This window comes from Mycolicibacterium xanthum (assembly GCF_019710635.1).
Classification (GTDB): Bacteria; Actinomycetota; Actinomycetes; order Mycobacteriales; family Mycobacteriaceae; genus Mycobacterium; species Mycobacterium xanthum.
Genome location: NZ_JAIFZS010000035.1, coordinates 66862 through 82933, shown reverse-complemented (window position 1 = coordinate 82933; position 16072 = coordinate 66862). Strand labels below are relative to the sequence as shown.

Annotated in this window: 18 protein-coding genes and 1 tRNA gene; 12 read left to right on the top strand and 7 right to left on the bottom strand. The window is 67.5% G+C overall.

Annotated elements, in window-relative coordinates:
• Positions 1-199 precede the first annotated feature (199 nt).
• Positions 200-1516: a metal-dependent hydrolase family protein gene (locus JDV09_RS14230; RefSeq protein ID WP_221369782.1), complete on the bottom strand. Its 1317-nt coding sequence runs from the start codon at positions 1514-1516 to the stop codon at positions 200-202.
• 146 nt (positions 1517-1662) lie between these two features.
• Entirely contained in the window at positions 1663-2208 is a 546-nt protein-coding gene (locus JDV09_RS14225; protein WP_308124132.1) for a DUF1003 domain-containing protein, read from the bottom strand.
• A gap of 199 nt (positions 2209-2407) precedes the next feature.
• On the opposite strand from JDV09_RS14225, the gene JDV09_RS14220 reads away from it, so the two are divergent.
• On the top strand, positions 2408-3685 hold the full coding sequence (locus JDV09_RS14220; RefSeq protein WP_221369781.1) for a cation:proton antiporter domain-containing protein: 1278 nt from the start codon (positions 2408-2410) through the stop codon (positions 3683-3685).
• Positions 3686-3926: 241 nt separating this feature from the next.
• Positions 3927-4130, top strand: coding sequence for a TRIC cation channel family protein (locus JDV09_RS27495; protein WP_221369780.1), 204 nt, complete (start codon positions 3927-3929; stop codon positions 4128-4130).
• A 337-nt stretch (positions 4131-4467) separates the two neighbouring features.
• Here JDV09_RS27495 and JDV09_RS14210 read toward each other — a convergent pair whose 3' ends face one another.
• A complete protein-coding gene (locus tag JDV09_RS14210) occupies positions 4468-5127 on the bottom strand; it encodes a TMEM175 family protein (RefSeq protein ID WP_308124131.1) in 660 nt (219 codons plus the stop codon).
• Positions 5128-5384: 257 nt separating this feature from the next.
• Between JDV09_RS14210 and JDV09_RS26825 the strand changes: the two genes are divergently transcribed.
• The gene (locus tag JDV09_RS26825; protein WP_255605347.1) at positions 5385-5510 is read left to right on the top strand and encodes a hypothetical protein; all 126 of its coding nucleotides are present in this window, start codon (positions 5385-5387) and stop codon (positions 5508-5510) included.
• A gap of 461 nt (positions 5511-5971) precedes the next feature.
• Here the strand turns inward: JDV09_RS26825 and JDV09_RS14205 are convergent.
• Positions 5972-6057: transfer RNA gene (locus JDV09_RS14205), tRNA-Leu, on the bottom strand.
• 73 nt (positions 6058-6130) lie between these two features.
• On the opposite strand from JDV09_RS14205, the gene JDV09_RS14200 reads away from it, so the two are divergent.
• Positions 6131-7495 carry a M20/M25/M40 family metallo-hydrolase gene (locus JDV09_RS14200; protein WP_221369779.1) on the top strand — a complete coding sequence of 455 codons (1365 nt, stop codon included), beginning with the start codon at positions 6131-6133 and terminating at the stop codon, positions 7493-7495.
• A gap of 35 nt (positions 7496-7530) precedes the next feature.
• Positions 7531-8061: a YbhB/YbcL family Raf kinase inhibitor-like protein gene (locus JDV09_RS14195; RefSeq protein WP_221369778.1), complete on the top strand. Its 531-nt coding sequence runs from the start codon at positions 7531-7533 to the stop codon at positions 8059-8061.
• Between the two features lie 18 nt (positions 8062-8079).
• Here JDV09_RS14195 and JDV09_RS14190 read toward each other — a convergent pair whose 3' ends face one another.
• Genes JDV09_RS14190 through JDV09_RS14180 form a run of 3 tightly spaced genes read right to left on the bottom strand, consistent with a single transcriptional unit; the run spans position 8080 to position 10465 of the window.
• Entirely contained in the window at positions 8080-9141 is a 1062-nt protein-coding gene (locus JDV09_RS14190) for a quinone-dependent dihydroorotate dehydrogenase (RefSeq protein WP_221369787.1), read from the bottom strand.
• Between the two features lie 14 nt (positions 9142-9155).
• Entirely contained in the window at positions 9156-9419 is a 264-nt protein-coding gene (locus JDV09_RS14185) for a DUF5703 family protein (protein ID WP_221369777.1), read from the bottom strand.
• Entirely contained in the window at positions 9416-10465 is a 1050-nt protein-coding gene (locus JDV09_RS14180; protein ID WP_372452918.1) for a YncE family protein, read from the bottom strand. Before JDV09_RS14180 ends, JDV09_RS14185 begins: the two co-directional genes overlap by 4 nt.
• A gap of 119 nt (positions 10466-10584) precedes the next feature.
• On the opposite strand from JDV09_RS14180, the gene JDV09_RS14175 reads away from it, so the two are divergent.
• From JDV09_RS14175 to mshC, 7 genes are read left to right on the top strand one after another with little or no spacing between them, the layout of a single operon-like run.
• Complete coding sequence (locus JDV09_RS14175) at positions 10585-10896, top strand: hypothetical protein (RefSeq protein ID WP_221369776.1); 312 nt, start codon at positions 10585-10587, stop codon at positions 10894-10896.
• 44 nt (positions 10897-10940) lie between these two features.
• Positions 10941-11771, top strand: a complete 831-nt coding sequence (locus JDV09_RS14170) for an undecaprenyl-diphosphate phosphatase (RefSeq protein ID WP_221369785.1) — start codon at positions 10941-10943, stop codon at positions 11769-11771.
• Positions 11768-12472 (top strand): histidine phosphatase family protein, encoded by a 705-nt coding sequence (locus JDV09_RS14165; protein ID WP_221369775.1) that lies wholly within the window; start codon positions 11768-11770, stop codon positions 12470-12472. Before JDV09_RS14170 ends, JDV09_RS14165 begins: the two co-directional genes overlap by 4 nt.
• Before the next feature lie 57 nt (positions 12473-12529).
• Complete coding sequence (locus JDV09_RS14160) at positions 12530-13117, top strand: Rv2134c family protein (protein WP_221369774.1); 588 nt, start codon at positions 12530-12532, stop codon at positions 13115-13117.
• Complete coding sequence (locus JDV09_RS14155; protein ID WP_221369773.1) at positions 13101-13958, top strand: Rv2133c family protein; 858 nt, start codon at positions 13101-13103, stop codon at positions 13956-13958. Before JDV09_RS14160 ends, JDV09_RS14155 begins: the two co-directional genes overlap by 17 nt.
• A gap of 27 nt (positions 13959-13985) precedes the next feature.
• Entirely contained in the window at positions 13986-14756 is a 771-nt protein-coding gene (locus JDV09_RS14150; protein ID WP_308124129.1) for a 3'(2'),5'-bisphosphate nucleotidase CysQ, read from the top strand.
• A gap of 57 nt (positions 14757-14813) precedes the next feature.
• Positions 14814-16070, top strand: coding sequence for a cysteine--1-D-myo-inosityl 2-amino-2-deoxy-alpha-D-glucopyranoside ligase (gene mshC, locus JDV09_RS14145; protein WP_221369772.1), 1257 nt, complete (start codon positions 14814-14816; stop codon positions 16068-16070).
• Positions 16071-16072: the final 2 nt, after the last annotated feature.

Genomic DNA, 16072 nt, shown 5'->3' with positions numbered 1-16072 from the left:
GCGCCTGCACCACCTGACGATGCGGCAACGACGTCGAGGCCGCCATCCGCTCCAACTCCGCACGCTGAGCATCGCTGACCGGCAACGCGGCAGCTGTCATAACCGGCATAGTACAGACTACCATATTAATTTACAGACAGACCACTAGTCGGTCGATCTCAGCGTCAAGATTCATGTCGTATCCTTCTGGCCTTAATCGCTAGGATGAGTGGATCGCGTTCTTATAGACCTTTCCGGCCTTCATGATGACGACGAAGTTCGTGTCCGGGTCCGTGACGAGGTCGAGATCCTCCAGGGGGTTCCCATCGACCAGGAGTAGGTCGGCGTGTGCGCCTTCCTTGACGACACCGAGGTCGCCCGGGTAGGGGTCGCGCGGTCCGCACAGCTTGAGTAGCTGGGCGTTCGCGGAGGTGGCCATGCTCAGCGCCTCGTGGGGCGTGTACCACTTCTGCAGCTTGGCCAGGTACTTGCCCATCTTCGCCGCCTGCTTGGGATCGAAGAGCATGTCGCAGCCGAATGCCGTCTTGACCTTGTACTTCTTTGCGGCCGCGACGGCGTTGTCCAGGCCGGACACGCATTGCGCGTATTTGGCTGTGCTGATGGGGTTCTCGAATGTCAGCGCGTCCTCGTCGGTCGCCATGGGCTGCATGCTCCACCACACGCCCTTTTCCGCCAACAGCTGCGCCGTCCGGTCCTCCATGAAGAACCCGTGCTCGATGGACGTGGCACCGGCTTCGACCCACTGCCGGATCGCCGCATCGGTGTTCACGTGAATCGCGACGTAGGTGTTCCAGCTCTTGGCCACGTCGACGATCGCCTTCATCTCCTCGAAGGTGTATTCCGTGACATCGAGCGGATCGTACAGCGAGGTCACCCCTCCTCCCGCCATCGCCTTGATCTGGGTGGCGCCCATGCGCAACACCTCCCGGGTGCGCTTGATCACCTCCGGCACCCCGTCGGCGATCAGCGTGTGACCGACCCTCTGGAAGTAGTCCAGGGGTGAGCCGTCGTTCGTGGGAACGTCGAGCGGGCCGCGGAAGTCACCATGCCCGGACGTCTGGCTGATGTATCCGCCGCAGGGGTACACACGCGGCCCGTCGATCAACCCTTCGTCGGTGGCCCGCACGATCGGAAAGCAGTTGCCACCCACATCCCTGACGGTGGTGAACCCTCGGAGCAGGGTTTCCCGCGCCATCTTTGAGGCCGCGATGCACAGCAGTCCGAAATCGGAGCTCAGCACCTTGCTCACGGGCCAGAAATTGAACATCGAGTGATAGTGCGCGTCGATGAGCCCAGGCATCAGGGTGCGACCGTCGGCGTCGAGGGTAACGACTCCGCTGTCGGCTGTGATGCCACTTGCAATGACGGCGATCTTGCCGTCTCGGACGAGCACGTCCTTGCCCTCGATGAGCCGCTGCGAGGTTCCGTCGAACACCCGCGCTCCGCGGATGAGGAAACCTGCCGGCATCGTGGCTGCGGTCGTCATAGCATCACTCTCCCTGCGGCGCAGCGGCACGCTTGAAGTCAGGCTACTGCCCTCCGCAGGTGGGCATTCGATCTTTGTGGTGCACGGGTGGCGGGTGCTTGAAGGCCGCACGGTGTGCTGGTTCGAGACGTGGCCCCCACGACAAGGATGCGCAGTCGCCCTTCCGCTCCCGTGAGTCAGCTCCGCCCGTCGGTTTCGGCAGCACCGCCCGATGGAGAGTTGCTCGCCGCAGTCAGCGCATAAGCATGGACGGCCTTTGTCAGCTCGAGTATCTGATTGGAGAGATCGAGCAGCTGGCGGTTCTGCTGATCCTCTTCTTGCACCGTCTTCCACTGTTGATCGGCAATGACTTGGCGCTTGGCGTCGGCTCGGTTCTGGCTGATCATCACGAAGGTCGACAGGAAGATGGCCTCGAGCGACACGATCATCGTCAACAACCCGAATGGATAGTTCTCGACGCGGAAAATGATCCAGACCGCGAACCAGATGATGTGCAAATAGACGAACATCATCGATCCGGCGAAGCGAGTGATGTTGTCTGCGATCCGGTTTTGGATGCTGCTGGCCCGGTACTCGGCGTGCTTGACAAGTGCTGGACTGATCGGCGCTGGCAGCTTGGGCAGGAGTCCAGACCGGCGCAACAGTTTTGATGGTGTCGTTGACATCCCCCACGATAACGTGACCGTGAGCCAGGGCGAGCAATCGTGGTTGGTGTCAAACACGTAGTCAGAGACCCTAAGGCATCCATACCCGCACGCACCTGCATCGCGCTGATAGTGGTGGCGTCCTCCGCAATGCGCCCTGCTGAACGGCACTCGGGAACGATATTGCGGAATACTGTGTCGCTGGCCGGCGGAACTCCCATGCTTGTGGTCAGCGATCCCCAGCCTGATCACCTGATACCGGAGCCTGATTCGCGCCATGGTCCTGATAGCTGTCTTCGTGTTGCTCGTCTTCGGTTACAGCCTGGTGTCACAGCGGCTGCAACGGACGGTCATCACCGCGCCGATGCTGTTCACGTTCGCCGGGGCCGCAACGATCCTGCTGCCGGAGGCCGCACGCGAACTGGTCGTCGATCGTGAGCTGCTGCTCCTCTTCGCTGAGCTGGGCCTGGTGATGTTGCTGTTCACCGACGCCAGCCGGATCAGCCCATCGGTGCTGACGGCCGGGCGCAGCTTGCCCCTACGCCTGCTCGGTGTGGGTACCCCGCTGACCATCGTGTTGGGCGCCGCGTGCGCAATCGTTGTGTTGAGCGGACTTTCATGGTGGGAAGCGGCAATTCTGGGGGCCATCCTCGCCCCCACGGATGCCGGCCTCGGCCAGGTCATCGTGGACAGCGAACGAGTACCTCTACGAATTCGCCAGGGCCTCAATGTTGAGGCCGGCCTCAACGACGGGCTGTCTGTTCCGTTCCTGATGTTGTTCATCGTGCTGGCGGTCGCCAAAGACAACACGGTGTCCGCGGGTGGCGTGTTCGTCCGGTTGCTGGGCGAGCAACTCGGCTACGGCACCCTGATCGGAATCGGGATCGGCGGCCTGGGCGGGTGGTTGCTCGGCGTTGCGCACCGCAGGCAGTGGATGGCGCCGTCGCTGGGGCAACTCGGTGTGGTGGCGCTGCCGGTGCTGTGTGTCATCGTGGCGGAGGCCACCGCGGCGAGCATGTTCATCGCGGCGTTCGTCGCCGGATTCGCCGCCCAATTCGCCTACAAGGACGCGGGTCGGCGCAGCGTCGAGTTCGCCGAGGACTGGGGGCAACTGTTCAACTATTTCGTGTTCTTCTTCTTCTTCGGCACCTCCGTCGCCGACATCTGGGGTAGTTTCACCCCGGATGTCCTGCTCTATGCCGTGCTCAGCCTGACCGTGGTGCGCATGGTGCCGGTTGCGCTGGCGTTGCTGGGGACTCGGTTGAGCCGGGCGACCGTGCTGTTCATGGGCTGGTTCGGCCCCAGAGGCCTGGCGTCCATCGTGCTCGGGCTGGTCTACCTCGAACGCGAGGCAAACTTACCGGGCACTCCAACGATCCGACTGGCGGTGATCGCGACGGTGCTGTTGAGCATCTTTGCCCATGGCATGAGCGCACAGCCCGGCATCAACCTGTATGCCAGGCGGATCGCGGGCCTCGACGAGACGTCCCCCGAGCACCTAGTGCCGGGAGATGGTTCACCCGAACCGCCACATGGTCCGCGCGTCGGCACCTGAGTGCACACGTGATGGGCGGCGGACCCGCGGCCAGCGAACTGATGCGCCCAAAGCGGCGCTGACCAGGCGCCGGGCAAGTGAGTGGAAAGAGTTCGAACGATTCTGCTGATCCCTACATTTCAGCATTTGAGAAGAGAGCTCAAAAGCGCTACCGATTGGGCCGCTGTAGCTTCCGTCGTTGCGTCCCTCGGGCGCAGGCTTTTCGGGTCCCGCCACCTGTTCAGCATCATGCTCTACCTCGATGGTTTCGGGGCCGCGATGTTCGGGGTACCGGGCGCGGCGAAGGTATCGCCATGTCGGCTTCGGGTTGCCCGCTGCGTGGGTAATCCTCGGGATCATCACGGCAATTGGCGGCGGGCTATTGCGGGATGTGCTTGCCGGGTCGGACCACGTTGCTGTTGCGGCCCGAACTGTATGCGGTGCCGGTGATGCTGGGGTGCAATAGCTTTGCGTTGATGTTGGCGTACTGGCCAGACGTAATCGGGTCAATCGTTTGTATCCTCGGGACCTTCGCATTGCGCGCGGCAGCCATCCAGTGGAATCTCCGTGTGGCCTGGTTCGGGCGCACAAGGCCAGGACGCGCCGACCAGGGTCCCTACACCGTGGCGGGTGGGCAGCCGCAGGCCTCGACGGCCGCGGGAACGGACTGATTCGTTCGACGCGATAGGCGGCAGTTGCGGTTTTTCCCAGTCGATCTGGTCTCGGAGCGCGGGTGCAGTATCGAGGCTCAGACCAACCACTTCACCGATGCGGCTCGACGATTCCTCAACCTGCCAAGTCATCTATTGGCGTTCGATCGGGGGCTTTCTGCGATTTCGCTGATGCGCGAGTCGGCTACGACGTTCCAGAAGTCGGATCGGCTGAATCAAGATGAGCGCCGACACGACGAGGTAGAAGCCCACCGCGAACTGAGGCACAAACCAGCCCGCGACTGTAGAGAGCACCAGCAACGTCGTGAAAGCCCACCGTACTTTCGCGAACCCCCGCAATTCCGGCCCCGCTTGATGAACGAGATCGGGGTTTCGCGCCACATAGGTGGACAGCACCCCCAGCATCGCCTCCGCCAGGGTCAGGTTCGCCCCGAACAGCACCACCGCGAGCCGCTGGCCTGAGCCGGTGAGGTGGGCGGCCAGCACACCCGTGGTGAACGGGAGGAAAGTCACGAACAGCAGCAGTAGCAGATTAAGCTGCGCGAAGGCGCTGTCGGCCGTCGCGAGAAGGCGGGTGAGGTTGGTGTGTACGAACCACGAACCACCGATGAAGGCGAAGCTGACCAGGTAGCCCAGCAGCGACGGCCATTCGTCGGTCAATTCCTCCAGCAATCGATCCGAGGACTCGGGCACGTGGAGCCCGATGACGAGCAAGGTGAGGGCGATCGCGTACACCCCGTCGGAGAAGGCCTCGAGCCGGCTTTTGGGCATGAGCCGGGTGTGCTGATTCACCGGGTTACGATCGCATGTCGGCGCAGCGTGCGCCACGGCGGCGGCGGTCAGTACGGCGTGGGAATACGACTTGCGACGTGGCGCTTGTTGGCATCCTCCTCGCGCGAGCGGTATCCATACGGGCCGGATACGAGGCCGAGGGCTATCTGCGTTGTGGTCTTCATCGGCATGACCATGAGATCGCCCGGTTCAATCCGACCACGAAGTTGGGACGAAGTCCCATTCCTCGGCCGCCTGCAAGGGGTCACGCGTCTTTCGTGACCACACTCACCGTGTATGCCGACTACATCACCGAATCCGACGGCGGCAAGGCCGCGCCGCTGCGCCGCCCCACCGCTGGCGGGTTGTCGGCCAATGTGGATCCGATGCGCCGACCGGGCTAGGTCTGACTCACTTCTTCAGTGGCTGTCAGCGATGTCTGTCGGCGCCAGCACGGTCGCCGCGAAACGCCGAAGTAGCTCTATCGCCTTCTTCGACGGTCACCCGCTCGACTTCATTCCGGCGTGTGACTTATCAATCATCCGCGCTCTTATACGCCATTGATTGGCCTGTTGGACGACCATCCTGGCGACCCCGATCAGTTCTTTGGGCAGGGCCTGATCACGCAGCTGGAGTCACAACGAAATCTTGTTCGCCATAGTCGTTTTCGCGGGGCTCTGTTGATCGAGATGCCTGATCGGCTGCGACCTTCGGCGGTCATAGGAGTGAATCCATTACGGCGGTGCAGCGGATAGGCGTTAGTTGTGGGGGTTCAAGTCGGAGTAGACGAAAATCGGCAAACGTTAAAAAACCGCCCCGACCGAGGTCAAAGCGGAGTTTTGGGCACACAAAGCTAACCAAATTGTGTCCGAGGGGGGACTTGAACCCCCACGCCCGTTAATAGGGCACTAGCACCTCAAGCTAGCGCGTCTGCCATTCCGCCACTCGGACCTGCTGTGGGCAGCTAAGGCTATCGGATCACCACCCCGTGACCCAAACCAAGGCCTAGGGGCGCCCGGCAAGGATGGTAGGAAAGGGAACTGTGAGTGGTCTTTCTGGAGATCGACAGACGCCCAGTGACGAGGTCGTCGACCTTGTCAGCGCACTCATCCGGTTCGACACCTCCAACACCGGCGACCCCGCGACCACCAAAGGGGAGGCCGAGTGCGCCCGATGGGTGGTCGAGCAGCTCACCGAGGTCGGCTACGAATGCGAGTACGTCGAGGCCGGGGCGCCGGGCCGGGCCAATGTGTTCGCGCGGCTGGCCGGGGCCGACCCGCAACGCGGTGCGCTGATGCTGCACGGCCACCTCGATGTGGTGCCTGCCGAGGCCGCCGACTGGAGTGTGCACCCGTTCTCCGGGGCCATCGAGGACGGTTACGTGTGGGGCCGCGGCGCCGTCGACATGAAAGACATGGTCGGGATGATCATCGCGGTCGCCCGGCACTTCAAGCGCTCGGGCATCGTTCCGCCGCGTGACCTGGTGTTCGCGTTCGTCTCCGACGAGGAGGCCGGCGGCAGCTACGGGTGCAAATGGCTCGTGGAGAACCGCTCGGACCTGTTCGAGGGCGTCACCGAGGCGATCGGCGAGGTGGGCGGGTTCTCGCTGACCGTGCCGCGCCGCGACGGCGGTGAACGCCGCCTGTACCTGATCGAGACCGCCGAGAAGGCGATGCTGTGGATGCGGCTGACGGCCAGGGGCCGGGCCGGTCACGGGTCGATGGTGCACAGCGACAATGCCGTCACCCTGATCGCCGAGGCCGTGGCCAAGCTGGGCCGACACCGGTTCCCGGTGGTGCTGACCGACTCGGTCGAGCAGTTCCTGACCGCGGTGAGCGAGGAGACCGGGTACACCTTCGACCCGTCCTCGCCGGACCTCGAAGGCGCGGTCGCCAAACTCGGGGGCATCGCCCGCATCGTGGGCGCCACCCTGCGCGACACCGCCAACCCGACCATGCTGACCGCCGGATACAAGGCCAATGTGATCCCCGCGACCGCCGAAGCGGTGGTGGACTGCCGGGTGCTGCCCGGCCGGCTCGCCGAGTTCGAACGCGAGGTCGACGAGATCATCGGGCCGGATGTGGCGCGGGAGTGGATCACCGACCTGCCGTCCTACGAGACCCCGTTCGACGGCGAACTGCTCGACGCGATAAACGATGCGATCCTGGCCACCGACCCCGACGCCCGCACCGTGCCCTACATGCTCTCCGCCGGAACGGACGCAAAACATTTCGCCCGATTGGGGATTCGCTGTTTCGGGTTCGCGCCGCTGCGGTTGCCACCGGACCTGGACTTCGCCGCACTGTTCCACGGCGTCGACGAGCGGGTGCCCGTCGACGCGTTGACGTTCGGCGCGCAGGTCCTCGAACACTTCCTGCTGCACTGCTAGAAACCGACCGACACCACCGAAAGGACAGACCGCCCGTGGCTTTTCCGTACAACCCCTACGACTTCCTGCCCGTGCTGCCCACCTTCACGTTGACCTCGCAGTCCTTCACCGACGGCGGGCCACTGGCCAATGCCCAGGTCAGCGGGATCATGGGCGCGGGCGGCTCCGACGAGTCGCCGCAGCTGAGCTGGTCGGGCTTCCCCGAGCAGACCCGCAGCTTCGCGGTCACGGTCTACGACCCCGACGCGCCCACCGTGTCGGGGTTCTGGCACTGGGCCGTGTTCAACTTGCCCGCCACCGTCACCGACCTGCCTGCCGGGGTCGGCGACGGCAGCGGATTTCCCGGTGACGCAATCACCCTGGCCAACGATGCCGGCCTGCGGCGCTACATCGGCGCCGCGCCGCCCGCCGGCCACGGACCGCACCGCTACTTCGTGGCCGTGCACGCCGTCGGCGTCGAGAAGCTCGATGTACCGGCCGAGGGCACCCCGGCCTATCTCGGCTTCAACCTGTTCGGCCACGCCATCGCCCGGGCGCTGATCCACGGCACCTACGAGCAGAAGTAGGACAGAAGTAGGGCGGAACTAGCGCGCGGCTGACCCGACCGCCGCGGCGAGGTCTGCGAAGCCGCCGTCGTGCAGGCGGCGGGCGACGCCGTCGTTGATGGACTTGGCCCACAGCCCGCCGCCGTAGACGAATCCGGTGTAGCCCTGCAGCAGCGAGGCGCCGGCCAGGATGCGCTCCCAGGCGTCGTCGGCGGTCTCGATGCCACCGACGCTGATCAGCACCAACCGGTCACCCACCCGCTGGTGCAGCCGGCGCAACACCTCCAGCGAGCGCCGGGCCACCGGCGGGCCGGAGATACCGCCGGGCCCCAGCTCGTCGACCCCCGGCGTGGCCAGCCCGGCGCGGGACACCGTGGTGTTGGTGGCGACGATGCCGGCCAGGCCCAACTCGACGGCCAGGTCGGCGATGCCGTCGACGTCCTCGTCGGCGAGATCGGGGGCGATCTTGACCAGCACCGGCGTCGAGGTCTCGGCCAGCACCGCGGTCAGGATCGGCCGCAGCGACTCGACGGACTGCAGGTCGCGCAGGCCGGGGGTGTTCGGCGAGCTGACGTTGACGACCAGGTAGGCGGCCAGTGGACCGAGCAGTCGGGCGCTCTCGGCGTAATCCCGCGGCGCCTGCTCGGCCGGGGTGACCTTGGTCTTGCCGATGTTCACGCCGATCGGCACGTCGGGCACCCGGCGGGTCAGCTGGGTCGCCAGCGCGCCCGCGCCGTGGTTGTTGAAGCCCATCCGGTTGAGCAGGGCGCGGTCCGCGGGCAGCCGGAACAGCCGCGGCGGGGGATTGCCCGGTTGCGCCTGCGCGGTCACGGTGCCGACCTCGGCGTAGCCGAAGCCCAGCGCGCCCCAGGTCTGCACGCCCAGGCCGTCCTTGTCGAAGCCGGCGGCCAGCCCCATCGGGCCCGGAAACCGCACCCCGAACACGGTGCTGGCCAGCACCGGGTCGGACGGGGTCAGCCGGCGCACCAGCGCCCGGCGCAGCGGCGCCGGGGCGGTGGCGGCCCGCAGCCCGGCGAACACCCAGGTGTGGATCCGTTCCGGCTCGACCAGGAACAGGCCCCGCCGCAGCAAGTCGTAGATCACCGTCGCCCCACCTACTGCGCCGGCTGGTCGGGGATGCGCGGCGCCTCGGCGCGCTTCTTGCGGCGCAGCAGCACCCGCCGGCTGCCGTCGGTGTAGAGCCGCACCCGGGTCAGCTCCCAGCCGCGGTACTCGGCCTCGATGGACAGCCGGATGGAGGCGCTGACCCTGGTCACGTCGGGTGGCAGCCGCAGCGGGATCCACTCGTACTCGCCCGCGTCCTCGGCCACCACCTTGTCCCAGGCCGCGGGCATCCGGCCCCGCGACGGCATGCTCATCGGGCTGGGCCCGTCGCGGCCGGGATCACCTGGACACCGGCACCCGCGCCGGACACCACGTAGAGGGTGTCGGACGCATCGTCGAAGGCCAGCGAGTTGGGTTGCTGCACGGTTCGATATCGCACCTTCTCGACGGGGATCCCGGTCGCCAGATCGTAACCAACGACGGTGTTCGTCGCCGTCTGTGCCACCCACGCCAGCCCCGGCCCGTTCGCTCCGCCCGAGGTGGTCAGCCCGTAGGGCGCATCCGGTACCGGATAGCGCTGACGCAGCATCAGCGGGTTCACCCCGTACACCAGCAGCTCACCGCCGCGGGTGTCGGCGACCAGCACCCGGCCCGCCGGGTCGGCGGCCATCGTCGTCGCGCCCTGGCCGGCCCGCAACGCGTGCTCGGAGGAGGTGCCTTCGGTGTTGAGGCTGGTGACCGAGGTCTGGCCGCGGTCCAGCACCACGGCGGTATTGCCTTGGGTGACAAGGGCGTCCACCCGCGCGAAGATGTCCAGCCGGGCCCCGACCGTGGTGTCGGAGTCCAGTGTGTACACCGCGCCGTCGGCGCTGCCGAGCACGAGCCGGCCGTCGTCGCGGCGCGCCAGCGCGGTGAAATCCACCGCTTCCTGACCCTCGACGCCGACCCGGACCGCCTCGGCCGTCGCGATGTCGAACCGGATGTAACCACCGCGGGTCGACAGCACGGCCTGTCCGTCGCCGTCGCCGGACAGCGCCGTGGCGACGCCGCCGAGCTCGGTCGTCGTGGCGGGACCCGTGGCGGGCAGCACCGTGACCGCCGACCCGGCACCGGGGCCGGGTGCCAGCACCACCAGTGAGTGGGTAGCCATGTCGAACAGCGCCGCCTGTGCGTCGGCGGCCAGCGGAAGCACCCGGCCCGGCGGCTCGGCGACCGCAGCAGGCGAGTCGGCCGGGCCTGCCGGGACGATGGTCGGTGGTGGCGCGTCCATCGGGTTCGACGAGCAGCTCACCAGAGCACTTGCCAACGCGGCAGCGCAGAGCCGAATCGGCAGTTTGGAGACGTTGGATGGCCGTGGCAAGGAATAGCTCTCGGTTGTCGGACGAAACTCGATCGAGTTGACAGTGTATTGAATTCGAAATGCCGGAATCGGCCCTGTCCAGCAGGCCAACCAACATAAGTCAAGGTATGGTACCGACCATGACCCTTCTTGCAGATAGCGATAGGGATGGTCAGGGATTTGCTGTCGAGGACATCACCACCGGTGTCCACGCCAGTGGGTTCGGGCAGGTCGGCGACGGACGAAGCTTCTCGTTCCACATCGAACGCCAGGAGCTCGTCGTCGAGGTGTACCGGCCGCGGCTGCGCGGGCCCGTCCCGCAGGCCGAGGACGTGGTCGCCACGGCCACCCGCAAACTGACCGACATCGACCTGTGCGACGAGCGCAGCATGACCGCGGCGGTGCGCGACGCGGTCGCCGATGTGAAGCCGGTACCGCGAAACGGACGCTGAGCCGACCTCACGGTACGGTCGTCGACGTGATCGACGTGCCCGCGATGTCGTGGCTGCAGGTTGTCGTCCTGTCGTTGCTGCAGGGTCTGACCGAGTTCCTGCCGGTGTCCTCGTCGGGGCACCTGGCGATCGCCTCCCGGGTGTTCTTCGCCGACGACGCCGGCGCCTCGTTCACGGCGGTTTGCCAGCTGGGTACCGAAGCTGCCGTGCTGGTCTACTTCGCGCGCGACATCCTGCGGATCGTCAAGGCCTGGTTCAACGGCCTGTTCGTCGCCGCCCACCGCGGCACCGACTACTGGCTGGGCTGGTGGGTGATCATCGGCAGCATTCCGATCGGGGTGGTCGGCCTGTTGTTCAAGGACGAGATCCGCACCGGTGCCCGCAACCTGTGGTTGGTGGCCAGCGCGCTGATCGTGTTCTCCTTCGTCATCGCCGCCGCCGAGTACTACGGCAGGCAGACCCGCCACGTCGAGCAACTGACCTGGAAGGACAGCGTCACCGTCGGCCTCGCCCAGTGCCTGGCCCTGGTTCCCGGCGTGTCGCGGTCGGGAGCGACGATCAGCGCGGGTCTGTTCCTGGGAATGGACCGTGAGCTGGCCGCCCGGTTCGGCTTCCTGCTGGCCATTCCGGCGGTGTTCGCCTCGGGGTTGTTCTCGCTGCCGGACGCGTTCGCGCCCGTTGGTGAGGGCATGAGCGCCAGCGGTGCGCAGCTGCTGGTCTCGACGGTGATCGCCTTCGTGGTCGGGTACGCCGCGGTGGCGTGGTTCCTGCGGTTCCTGGTGAGCCACAGCATGTACTGGTTCGTCGGCTACCGCATCGCGCTCGGTGTCGTGGTGCTGGCGCTGCTCGGCACGGGTGTGGTGGCCGCGACATGACCGTGCTGTTGCTGCGCCACGGGCGGTCCACCTCCAACACCGCTCACACGCTGGCCGGCCGGTCGCCGGGCGTCGACCTCGACGACCGCGGCCGCGAGCAGGCGCAGGCCCTGGTGGAGCGCATCGGCGGGCTGCCGATCCGCGCGATCGTGCGCTCGCCGATGCTGCGCTGCGGGCGCACCGTCGAACCGCTGGCCGCGGCGCTGGGCCTCGAGCCGGTGCTGGAGGAGCGGCTCTCCGAGGTCGACTACGGCAGCTGGACCGGTCGCAAGCTCGGCGAGCTGGTCAAGGAGCCGCTGTGGGCGGTGGTCCAGCAGCAGCCCAGCGCCGCGGTCTTCCCGGACGGCGAGGGCCTGGCCGGCGTGCAGGCCCGCGCGGTGTCCGCGGTGCGCGAGCACGATCGCCGGCTGGCCGACGAGCACGGCGGCGACGTGCTCTGGGTCGCGTGCAGCCACGGCGACGTCATCAAGGCGGTGCTGGCCGACGCGCTGGGCAGCCATCTGGACAGCTTCCAGCGCATCAACGCCGACCCGGCATCGATCAGCGTGGTGCGCTACACGCCGTTCCGGCCGTTCGTGATCCACGTCAACCACACCGGTGCGGCGCTGAACGCGGCCCTGGTCGCGCCGCCGGCCAAGGATGCGGCTCAGGACGGCGCGGTGCCCGCCGACGACGCGGTGGTGGGCGGCTCGACCGAGTGAGCGCCACCCTCACACAATTACGGCTGAGGTTGGATTGCCGGTATTTTGGACAGTGCCATGTCCCGTGAGATCCACGTCTTCCGCACACCCGACCGCTTCGTGGCCGGGACGGTCGGCCAGCCGGGAAACCGGACCTTCTACCTGCAGGCCGTGCACGACAAGCGGGTGATCTCGGTGGTGCTGGAGAAGCAGCAAGTCGCCGTGCTGGCCGAGCGCATCGACGCGCTGCTGGTGGAGATCAACCGCCGGTTCGGCACCCCGATCCCACCCGAGGCCGGCGAGATCGAGGACCTCAGCCCGCTGGTCATGCCCGTGGACGCGGAGTTCCGCGTCGGGACGATGGGTCTGGGCTGGGACTCCGAGGCACAGACCGTCGTGGTGGAGTTGCTCGCGGTGTCGGAGACCGAGTTCGACGCCTCGGTGGTGCTCGACGACTCCGAGGAGGGGCCCGACGCGGTGCGGGTGTTCTTGACGCCGGAGTCGGCGCGCCAGTTCGCCGCGCGGTCCAACCGGGTGATCTCGGCGGGCCGCCCGCCGTGCCCGCTGTGCGACGAGCCGCTGGATCCGGAAGGGCACATCTGCGTTCGTACCAACGGGTACCGGCGCGGCGAACTGGCCGAAGCCGACGATGACGACGGCACCTGAATCCGCCGGAGACGACGGCGCCGTTCGGCACGAGGTGCTGCGCTGCGGCGAGCTGACCGTGATCGGGCGGATCCGATCGGCCAGCAATGCGACCTTCCTGTGCGAGGCGGTGCTGGGCCAACTCACCCAGCACTGCGTGTACAAGCCGGTCTCCGGTGAGGCCCCGCTGTGGGACTTCCCGGACGGCACGCTGGCCGGCCGGGAGCTCGCCGCCTATCTGGTGTCGGCGGCGCTCGGCTGGAATGTCGTTCCCTACACCATCATTCGCGACGGGCCCGCCGGGCCCGGGATGCTGCAACGCTGGGTGGAACAGCCCAGCGACGAACCGGTCGGTGCGGCCGAGCACACGGCGGGGCCGGACACCGGCCCGGATCTGATCGACCTGCTGCCGGCCGGCCGGATCCCGGCGGGGTACCTGCCGGTGTTGCAGGCCTACGACTACGCGGGTGACGAGGTGACCCTGGTGCACGCCGACGACGACCGGCTGCGCCGGGTGGCGGTGTTCGACGTGCTGATCAACAACGCCGACCGCAAGGGCGGCCACGTGTTGTCCGGGGTGGACGGGCGGGTGTACGGCGTCGACCACGGGGTGAGCCTGCACGTCGAGGACAAGCTGCGCACCGTGCTGTGGGGCTGGTCGGGCACCGCGGTCGACGACGCGACGCTGGCCGACGTCGCGGCGCTGGGTGACGCGCTGGCCACCGGCCTGGCCGACGAGCTGTGCCGCCACATCACCCCGCGCGAGGTGGCCGCTCTACGGTCCAGAGTCGTTGCCCTGCTGCGAAATCCGGTGATGCCGGCACCCGACCGGCGACGGCCGATACCCTGGCCCGCGTTCTGACGTGGTCTACCGTGGTCTACTTGGTCGGTGACGACGCTGACCGACGCTGCGCTGGCCGCAGAGGTGGCCGCCCAGGCCGGTGAGCTGCTGTTGGCGATGCGCGAGCAGATCGGCTTCTACGATCCTTACGATCTGGGGGACGCCGGGGACAAGCGGGCCAACACGCTGATCCTGGACCGGCTGCACCGCGACCGCCCCCACGACGCGGTGCTCTCCGAGGAAGCGGTCGACGACGTCTCGCGGGTCGATGCCGACCGGGTGTGGATCGTCGACCCGGTCGACGGGACCTACGAGTACTCGATGCCGGGCCGTGCCGACTGGGCGGTGCACATCGCGCTGTGGCAGCGGACCGCAGATCCAGGCGGCGCTATCACGGACGCCGCCGTGGCGCTGCCGGCCCGCGGGGAGGTGTTCCGCTCCGACACCGTGACCCCGCCGCCACCGCGCTCCGACGGCCCGATCCGCATCACGGCCAGCTCCAACCGTCCGCCCGCGGTGCTGTGGCACCTGCGCGACATGCTCGACATCCAGCTGATCCGGATCGGCTCCGCGGGGGCCAAGGCGATGGCCGTGGTGCGCGGCGACGTCGACGCCTACGTACACGCGGGTGGCCAGTGGGAGTGGGACTCGGCGGCCCCGGCGGGGGTGCTGTGGGCCGCGGGCATGCACGCCACCCGGCTGGACGGCTCGCCGCTGGTGTACAACCGCCGCGACCCCTACCTGCCGGACCTGCTGATGTGCCGCACCGAGGTCGCCGAGGTGCTGCAGGAGGCCATCTGGTCGGCGTATCGCCGATGACCGGGAATGAAACGGCCGTCGTCGTCGTCCCACACGGTGATGTTTAGAGTCGACGACATGCGATCGTGGTCTGCCCCGAGTGTGCCGGTGCTGTCCGGGCGTGGGCCCGGGCTGCGGCTGTACGACAGCGCCGACCGGCAGGTCCGGCCGGTCACCCCGGGTTCCACCGCAACCATGTACGTGTGCGGGATCACGCCGTACGACGCCACCCACCTCGGGCACGCGGCCACCTACCTGACCTTCGACCTGGTGAACCGGCTGTGGCTGGACGCCGGCCACGACGTGCACTACGTGCAGAACATCACCGACGTCGACGACCCGCTGTTCGAGCGTGCGCAGCGCGACGGGGTGGACTGGCGCGAGCTGGCCGACCGGGAGACCGAGCTGTTCCGCGCCGACATGGCGGCCATGCGGGTGTTGCCGCCACGCGACTACGTCGCGGCCACCGAGGCGATCGCCGAGGTGATCGAGGTCGTCGAGAAGATGCTGGCCTCCGGCGCGGCCTATGTGGTCGACGACGCCCAGTACCCCGACGTCTACTTCCGCGCGGGGGCGACGCTGCAGTTCGGCTACGAGTCGGGATACGACCGCGACACCATGCTCGAGCTGTTCGCCGAGCGCGGCGGAGATCCGCAGCGCGGCGGCAAGGGCGATCCCCTCGACGCGCTGCTGTGGCGGGCCGAGCGCCCCGGGGAACCCAGCTGGGCCTCGCCGTTCGGGCCGGGCCGGCCGGGCTGGCACGTCGAGTGCGCGGCGATCGCGCTCAGCCGCATCGGCACCGGGCTGGACATCCAGGGCGGCGGCAGCGATCTGATCTTCCCGCACCACGAGTTCTCGGCCGCCCACGCCGAATCGGTCAGCGGGGAGCGCCGCTTCGCACGCCACTACGTGCACGCCGGCATGATCGGCTGGGACGGCCACAAGATGTCGAAGAGCCGCGGGAACCTCGTGCTGGTGTCCCAGCTGCGCGGCGACGGCGTCGATCCGGCGGCCATCAGGCTCGGGCTGTTCTCCGGGCACTACCGCGCCGACCGGTTCTGGAGCCGTGCCGTGCTCGACCAGGCCCTCGAACGGTTGCAGCGGTGGCGCACCGCGACGGCGCTGCCCGCGGCGCCCGACGCCACCGACGTGGTGGCCCGGGTCCGGCGCTATCTCGCCGACGATCTCGACACCCCGAAAGCCCTTGCCGCACTGGATGGCTGGGCCACCGATGCGCTGTCCTACGGGGGCCATGACCCGACCGCGGGACAGGCCGTGGCGACCGCGGTCGACGCGTTGCTCGGTATTCAGCTGTCGCCCAGCCCGGTGGAGTAGGT

What these genes read in the sequence shown, in the direction of transcription:
- JDV09_RS14220 (WP_221369781.1), top strand. Translation starts at nt 2,408, where the DNA reads ATGGTCCTGATAGCTGTCTTCGTGTTGCTCGTCTTCGGTTACAGCCTG.
- JDV09_RS27495 (WP_221369780.1), top strand. Translation starts at nt 3,927, where the DNA reads ATGGTTTCGGGGCCGCGATGTTCGGGGTACCGGGCGCGGCGAAGGTAT.
- JDV09_RS14200 (WP_221369779.1), top strand. Translation starts at nt 6,131, where the DNA reads ATGGTAGGAAAGGGAACTGTGAGTGGTCTTTCTGGAGATCGACAGACG.
- JDV09_RS14185 (WP_221369777.1), bottom strand. Translation starts at nt 9,419, where the DNA reads ATGAGCATGCCGTCGCGGGGCCGGATGCCCGCGGCCTGGGACAAGGTG.
- JDV09_RS14175 (WP_221369776.1), top strand. Translation starts at nt 10,585, where the DNA reads ATGACCCTTCTTGCAGATAGCGATAGGGATGGTCAGGGATTTGCTGTC.
- JDV09_RS14170 (WP_221369785.1), top strand. Translation starts at nt 10,941, where the DNA reads ATGTCGTGGCTGCAGGTTGTCGTCCTGTCGTTGCTGCAGGGTCTGACC.
- JDV09_RS14165 (WP_221369775.1), top strand. Translation starts at nt 11,768, where the DNA reads ATGACCGTGCTGTTGCTGCGCCACGGGCGGTCCACCTCCAACACCGCT.
- JDV09_RS14160 (WP_221369774.1), top strand. Translation starts at nt 12,530, where the DNA reads ATGTCCCGTGAGATCCACGTCTTCCGCACACCCGACCGCTTCGTGGCC.
- JDV09_RS14155 (WP_221369773.1), top strand. Translation starts at nt 13,101, where the DNA reads ATGACGACGGCACCTGAATCCGCCGGAGACGACGGCGCCGTTCGGCAC.
- mshC (WP_221369772.1), top strand. Translation starts at nt 14,814, where the DNA reads ATGCGATCGTGGTCTGCCCCGAGTGTGCCGGTGCTGTCCGGGCGTGGG.